We start from the raw sequence: 6613 nt of genomic DNA on the forward strand, positions 1-6613 counted from the left end.
ATGTCCTTGAGGTTAGCCAGATTACCTGCGTAAGTCAACTTGTCGAGGTTGATGATGTGATACTCAGGATATTTGTTCACGAAAAGTCTTACTACGTGTGAGCCGATGAAACCAGCACCGCCCGTGATAATGATATTCTTCATTTACTTTGAACTTTGAAAATTGAACTTTAAACTTTATGATTAGTATATTTGAGCAGACTTCTAACAATCCTGCTTAAGATTAGCAATACACTTCTCCAGAGAATCCACCCAATAAGGAACCTTAACACCAAAGGTCTCCTTGATGGTTCGCTTATCCAATACGGAATAAGCAGGACGAGTTACAGGAGAAGGATACTCCGAGCTATAACATGGCAGGATATCGCATTCCGTATGACCAGCGATTCTTGCAATCATCTGGGTGAAATCATACCAGGAGCAGACACCCTCATTTGAGAAATGATAAACTCCAACATATTCATCCTTGCTCTGGGCAGCCTTTATCTTATCCAATATGGTGATGATGGCATTAGCCAAATCGAGTGCGTATGTAGGAGTACCACACTGGTCGAAGACAACCTTCAACAGTGGCTTGGTTGCCGTCAGATTAAGCATCGTCTTGCAGAAGTTCTTGCCAAACTCAGAATACAACCAAGCCGTACGGATAATCACATAGTCACAGCCAGTGGCCATGATCTTCTGCTCTCCATGAAGCTTCGTTGTTCCATACACGCCAGTAGGAGTTCCCTTCTGGTCAGGATTACATGGCACATTATAAGGTTCCTTACCAAAGACATAATCTGTTGAGATCTGGATGAGCAGCCCATCAACCTCCTTCATCGCCCTAGCCAGATTCTCAGGAGCATCAGCATTAAGTTTTTCTGCCAATGCAGCCAGTTTCTCATCTGTCTCGCAAGCATCCACATTGGTCCACGCCGCACAATTCACGATGGCTTTCACATCATTCTCCTTTACCATCTTACGGATGGCATCCATATCGGTGATATCAAGGAAAGTAGTTTCCAAACCTTCTACCTGATTGACATCGGTAAAGATATAATGATCTGTTGTATTTTGGCTAACGATACGCATCTCATTACCAAGCTGACCGTTAGCACCTGTTACTAGTATGTTCATATTTACTTAAAGAGAGATAGATGAGTTTGAGAACAGAGCGAAAAGTAGCTTAAAAAATGCTCTTATCCTCTCCCTCACCTATCTTATATTTTAATATTCTAAATTCTTCTTTAATGTACTATTTGCTTCGTCAAGGATTGAAAGCAGATACTTGCCATAGTCGTTCTTCAACATAGGCTGTGCATTCTCTCTCAACTGTTCTGCAGTAATCCAACCTTGACGGTATGCAATTCCTTCCAGACAAGCAACCTTCAAGCCCTGGCGCTTCTCCAAGACTTCGATAAAGGTTGAAGCTTCAGAAAGGGAATCATGGGTCCCGGTATCAAGCCAGGCAAATCCTCTTGCCATGGTCTGTACCTTCAGCTGCTTATCCTTCAGGAACTTTTGATTAACGGTTGTGATTTCCAACTCACCACGAGCGGAAGGCTTAATATGCTTAGCTACTTCTACTACCTTGTTAGGATAGAAGTATAAGCCAACCACAGCATAGTTGCTCTTTGGATGCTCAGGCTTCTCCTCAATGCTGAGGCAATTGCCTTGTTCATCGAACTCTGCGACACCATATCGCTCTGGATCACTTACACGATAACCGAAGACGGTTGCCTTGTTATTCTGCTCTGCATCTACTACTGCCTGATGAAGCATCTGGCTAAGACCAGCACCATGGAAAATGTTGTCACCCAATACAAGACAAGCCGAATCATTACCGATGAACTGCTCACCGATAATGAAGGCTTGGGCTAAGCCATCTGGTGATGGCTGCTCTGCATACTCGAATTTCACTCCGAACTGGCTACCATCACCTAAGAGACGTTTAAAACCTGGCAGATCGAATGGAGTTGAGATAATCAATATCTCACGGATACCTGCCAACATCAAAACCGAGACAGGATAATATATCATCGGTTTATCAAAGATAGGAATCAGCTGCTTGCTGATACCTTTGGTGATTGGGTACAAGCGTGTTCCGCTACCACCTGCTAATACTATTCCCTTCATTGCCTTAATGTTAAATGATTAGTATCTTGTTTACTTGTATAAATCTACATTGATGTCGAATGGACTATCAAAGTCTTTCAGCATAGCATGTTTTGTATCTTTCTCAGAGAGGTTAGCATGCTCTGTTGGGATTTTCCAATCAATACCGAGGGTATCATCGAGAATAGAAATACCTCCATCTGCCTCAGGATGATAGAAGTTATCACACTTGTATTGGAAGACTGCTGTTTCTGAGAGAACAGCGAAACCATGGGCAAAGCCCTTTGGGATGAAGAACTGACGATGATTGTCTTCTGTCAGTTCTACAGCCACGTGCTTGCCATAGGTTGGTGATCCTTTACGGATATCTACGGCTACATCAAGCACTCTACCTTTTACGCAGCGTACCAGCTTGCTCTGGGTATAAGGTGGACGCTGGAAGTGCAGGCCTCGCATTACGCCATAGCTGCTCATAGACTCGTTGTCTTGGCAGAAGTGAACACTGTGTCCCAGGATTGGGGCAACCTTTTCTTCAAACTCTCGCTCGCTGAAACTCTCGAAGAAGTAGCCACGAGAGTCGCGGAAGAGGCGTGGCTCTATAATGAGAACGCCTTCTATTTCTGTTTTTACTATATTCATTGTTTTAACTTATGTTCTTTAATAAGAATTTCTAAAATCATCTCGTCCTTCTTTGTTGATAAAGCGAGCTGCACTCGGCAATTTGAAAGCGAGCTTTCATTGCACTCATTGGCATCGCTTTTTCCCATTAAAAAAGGCTTTTTTCGAATCCCTCCGTCTCCCTTTAGCCAAAGGGAGCTCCACATCCTAACCAAGCCTTCCCTTCTCAGAAAGGAAGGATGTAACCGCCCTCCGGTGCTCGGAACCGCTTCGCTATAATGTTGGCGGACCATCAAAGGTCTCGCCAGATTATGCGGGATGGGACCGCCAAACTATGACTTATCATAGAGAATCAAAGACCAGTACTGCTACTATTTAGTTTTCAACAGTAAGCTATAAGTACCCAATCTGTTTAAATAGTACTTTTTAAGAAGACTGTTTTATAAATGCTGCAATTTCTTTATATCTCAATGGCTTTTCAAATATACGTATATGACAATCGTCAAGTTTTCTTTCTTTCAACATTTCACTTATCTTATCATTACCCGTAATAATAGCAACTTTTGGCAAAAGCGAAGGATATTCCTTCTTTATCTTTTCTAAGATGCCATAACCATCAAGATTGCTTCTCGTAGCAAGGCTTATGTCTATAAAAATTGCATCAAATGTATTTAAAACTTCCCAAGGTATATCTTGAGACTTATCACAGTACTGTTTGTCTAATTCTTCTTTAAATACCATGCATTCAATTGCACTAAAGACAGGCAGTATTGAAGCATATTCATTCTCTATCGTCAATATTTTCATTTCGAAAAAGTTTAAAAGTTAATTCCAAACAAAAAAGAGTTTTGTCGTCATCGACTTTAGTAAAAGCTACAAGACCTAAATTTGTGTCTGAAACAAATGATTTCACATTAGAAACACCATACGTTTTTCTCTTGGTAATTTCTTCTTTACTATTATCATTATAACTTTTGATAAGTTCATTGACTATTGTCTTGTCTAGAAAATCATTTGAAAAACAGACCTTCAAAGTTTCGGTTGAACAAGAAACCTTACACGCGCTATAATTAACCCGATATTTAAACATGTTTCCTATAATATCAGAAAATAAAATATCAAGTCCTTCCATATTGGTTTGAACAGCTTGACTTTCATCTTCCAAGAAATCAACGTTATCAACCAAAAGATTCTGATGGTTAAAGGTTGTCTCCCATACTGTACGTAATATGGCAAAAACCTTCCTCGGTTTAACCATTTCTATTTTCTGATAATGAAACGGATTATTATCTTTATCAAGTAAATATTTAGCTTTACTTCTAATACTATCTATGTCTATTTGAGAGCGTTTAGCTGTTTCTTTAGCAAAAGAGATTATTGTTTGATAATCATCAGTAAAATCTGCATCATTAATGACATCCGTCAGAGCTTGAACAGACGTTAAACGATTCTTGATAAAATGCATTGTATTTATTGCACTATCCACAAATCGACCTTTTTCTTTTATCTGTTCATTATACTCTCTACGGCGCTTCTTCATCATGCGTTCAGTATAAAGAAGTTTTGCAAATTTTTTCAATGGTGATTCTAATGCTAGACTTATCCATTCAAAATTTTCAGAATCGTTTAAGGAAGTCACAACAAAAAGATATTCAGAATCGTCTTCATTATTACGAAAAGACTTTTTATTTACTGGAATTAATAAATTCGAGTCTATCTTACGACCTTCTATTGTTATATCCGCATTTAAATCTATTTGATCCTTACTCAAATGCTCAATCTGTTTAGCTTTTAATTCTACATTATATGTATATACAAATTGGGAGGCATTCACTATGTATAAACTCTTGTATGAATCATGAGTAATGAAACAATATATTGCATTACAAGATAGATTATACTTGGAACAAATATCAATTATTCTCTTATAAACTTCTTCATGTTTAGTGCCATGATTGTAATAATCATCTATCGCATCCTGCAATTCAGAATTTTGGCTTGCCGACACCCAATTCTTTACCGTATTAAGATGGATTAAAAAAAATGCAAAAAACGGTAGAACAACATAAAGAATATTTATTGTGAAGATTGTACCACCATTAGCAAAAGCCAAGACCAGGTAGACAATGCACAATATTAATATGTACATCTTTGACCCCTTATTCTTTCCGGTATGATTAATCGCATTTGCAATAGGAATAAAAAACATTGAAATAGTCGTGATATTATCCAAGGGCTTACCATACAACGAGAAAGCTATCATCGAAAAATCTAAAGCAGAACGCAACAATGCTAGTGCTCTTGTTGTTGTCCCAAAAAGCTTTGCTTGTATAACAAGATACAACAAAAAAAACAACATATATACATAGCCAGGAAATATATCATCATAAATCATAGACAATATCATTCCATAACCGACCAATATAAGTCTAAAATATATAGATCTCATATGCCTATTGGCTTGTAATATAAATCTATTTTTCCAATTCATCGACATTGAAACTAGCAAATAAATTTTTGAACAAGAAATTAACACCAACTACTACATAAACAACATTCCAAAGCACCAAAGAGACTAACCCTAATGTCGTAAATGAAATCTTTGCTGAGTTATCTATACAATCAAAATGCAATGTAATAACATTAGCTAAATGATTGATAAAAGCATTACTTGAAATAAAAACTTTCTGAAATGTATACCATTCCATACATGATAAAGGTGCAGGAAGAAGTATTATGCATTCTATGAAATATAGCGAAAGAATTGAAATCAATATCGTCCATAGATTTCGCGATGAAAGTAATAGTAAATACTTTATTGATTTGTTCTTCTTTGCTATTTTCAGCTTCTTTTCGAATATTTTATTCGAAAGCCAAGCGGTTTCATAAGAAAGAGTTTCAAGCAAATATTTTAAATATACCAACAACCTGTATTGTTGTTCAACGCTTAGAAAGGGTGATAACACATATTCCAACAAAAGATCTCTATTATAATCCTCATAACCATAGTCTTTTTTTCTTTTATTACGAAGATAGACAGAAATAAAGTATTTGATATCTAAGTATAATGAGTTTTTGGCATTTTGAACTTCCAAATTATTTGATTCAACTTTTGTATCGATTATCATTGCTAACGTTTGAACCCTTTTTTCTAAAGAAGGATCACTAAACAATTCAGCATATAGCTTTGCTAAAAATGTCTTAAATTCTAATATTTCTTCATTCGTCATTTCTTTCGTATTGAATAGTATTTTTATAAGTTTTGTTTTATTCAAACAAGTCTTGCTCTTTTGTTTCTTCCAAACGATGGTAATGTGGCCAATCATATACTTTTGTTATAATATACTTTTGCTTCACACTTCCATCCAACTCTATAGTTTCTAATAATTGAATATCACAAATTAAAACATCTCCTTTTCTAAAAGAAATATCACGATGATCAATTAAGGTTAAAAATGCAATGTCATTCATTTTCATTGGCCTAACTTTTCCTTCATAACGAACTTTCCATTGGACAGATTTAGCCTCAAGTGTAGGTGATACGATTTGAACTGTAACCCGTGGGATATCATAACAAGATGTACTATCATCTATCTCTTTTATGAGACCTGTCATTTGCTTTTTGTTAATTTGAATTGTTACTTCTTGATGATTAGCGTCTTTGTAACAGAGAGACATATTGGTTATTTTATCTGAATTAACAACAGTAGAAGCTATCTTGTTTACAGAATCTTGAAGTGCTTTATTTTTATCAAATTCTGCTCTTTGTATTGTAACAGGTCCAGTTTGAGTTTGAACAGTATAAGTATCAGACCCTGCTGTAAAAAGCCAAAATATTAATTGTGCTATAACCTCTTTGGTAACCATCTATATTTCCATACACCCTCTGAACCACCTTT

The 6613-nt window shown here is 36.6% G+C and carries 8 protein-coding genes; all 8 read right to left on the bottom strand.

The window, feature by feature from the left end:
• The coding region (locus DWV53_RS14765) for a GDP-mannose 4,6-dehydratase (protein WP_118155358.1) at positions 1-143 on the bottom strand (143 nt) is incomplete at its 3' end.
• Between the two features lie 60 nt (positions 144-203).
• Complete coding sequence (gene rfbD, locus DWV53_RS14770; RefSeq protein WP_118155360.1) at positions 204-1118, bottom strand: dTDP-4-dehydrorhamnose reductase; 915 nt, start codon at positions 1116-1118, stop codon at positions 204-206.
• A gap of 90 nt (positions 1119-1208) precedes the next feature.
• Positions 1209-2117, bottom strand: a complete 909-nt coding sequence (rfbA, locus tag DWV53_RS14775) for a glucose-1-phosphate thymidylyltransferase RfbA (RefSeq protein ID WP_118155362.1) — start codon at positions 2115-2117, stop codon at positions 1209-1211.
• A 30-nt stretch (positions 2118-2147) separates the two neighbouring features.
• Positions 2148-2735 (bottom strand): dTDP-4-dehydrorhamnose 3,5-epimerase, encoded by a 588-nt coding sequence (rfbC, locus tag DWV53_RS14780; RefSeq protein ID WP_118155364.1) that lies wholly within the window; start codon positions 2733-2735, stop codon positions 2148-2150.
• A gap of 405 nt (positions 2736-3140) precedes the next feature.
• A complete protein-coding gene (locus tag DWV53_RS14790; RefSeq protein WP_118155368.1) occupies positions 3141-3521 on the bottom strand; it encodes a hypothetical protein in 381 nt (126 codons plus the stop codon).
• The gene (locus tag DWV53_RS14795) at positions 3496-5205 is read right to left on the bottom strand and encodes a hypothetical protein (RefSeq protein WP_118155370.1); all 1710 of its coding nucleotides are present in this window, start codon (positions 5203-5205) and stop codon (positions 3496-3498) included. Before DWV53_RS14795 ends, DWV53_RS14790 begins: the two co-directional genes overlap by 26 nt.
• On the bottom strand, positions 5189-5944 hold the full coding sequence (locus DWV53_RS14800; RefSeq protein ID WP_147468821.1) for a hypothetical protein: 756 nt from the start codon (positions 5942-5944) through the stop codon (positions 5189-5191). Before DWV53_RS14800 ends, DWV53_RS14795 begins: the two co-directional genes overlap by 17 nt.
• A 37-nt stretch (positions 5945-5981) precedes the next feature.
• A complete protein-coding gene (locus tag DWV53_RS14805; protein ID WP_118155374.1) occupies positions 5982-6581 on the bottom strand; it encodes a hypothetical protein in 600 nt (199 codons plus the stop codon).
• Positions 6582-6613: the final 32 nt, after the last annotated feature.

The sequence above is a fragment of the Segatella copri genome (assembly GCF_003465495.1).
Taxonomy (GTDB): Bacteria; Bacteroidota; Bacteroidia; order Bacteroidales; family Bacteroidaceae; genus Prevotella; species Prevotella copri_G.

Coding starts and splice junctions, on each gene's coding strand:
- rfbC (WP_118155364.1), bottom strand. CDS start 2,735: ATGAATATAGTAAAAACAGAAATAGAAGGCGTTCTCATTATAGAGCCA.
- DWV53_RS14800 (WP_147468821.1), bottom strand. CDS start 5,944: ATGACGAATGAAGAAATATTAGAATTTAAGACATTTTTAGCAAAGCTA.
- DWV53_RS14790 (WP_118155368.1), bottom strand. CDS start 3,521: ATGAAAATATTGACGATAGAGAATGAATATGCTTCAATACTGCCTGTC.
- DWV53_RS14795 (WP_118155370.1), bottom strand. CDS start 5,205: ATGAATTGGAAAAATAGATTTATATTACAAGCCAATAGGCATATGAGA.
- DWV53_RS14805 (WP_118155374.1), bottom strand. CDS start 6,581: ATGGTTACCAAAGAGGTTATAGCACAATTAATATTTTGGCTTTTTACA.
- rfbA (WP_118155362.1), bottom strand. CDS start 2,117: ATGAAGGGAATAGTATTAGCAGGTGGTAGCGGAACACGCTTGTACCCA.
- rfbD (WP_118155360.1), bottom strand. CDS start 1,118: ATGAACATACTAGTAACAGGTGCTAACGGTCAGCTTGGTAATGAGATG.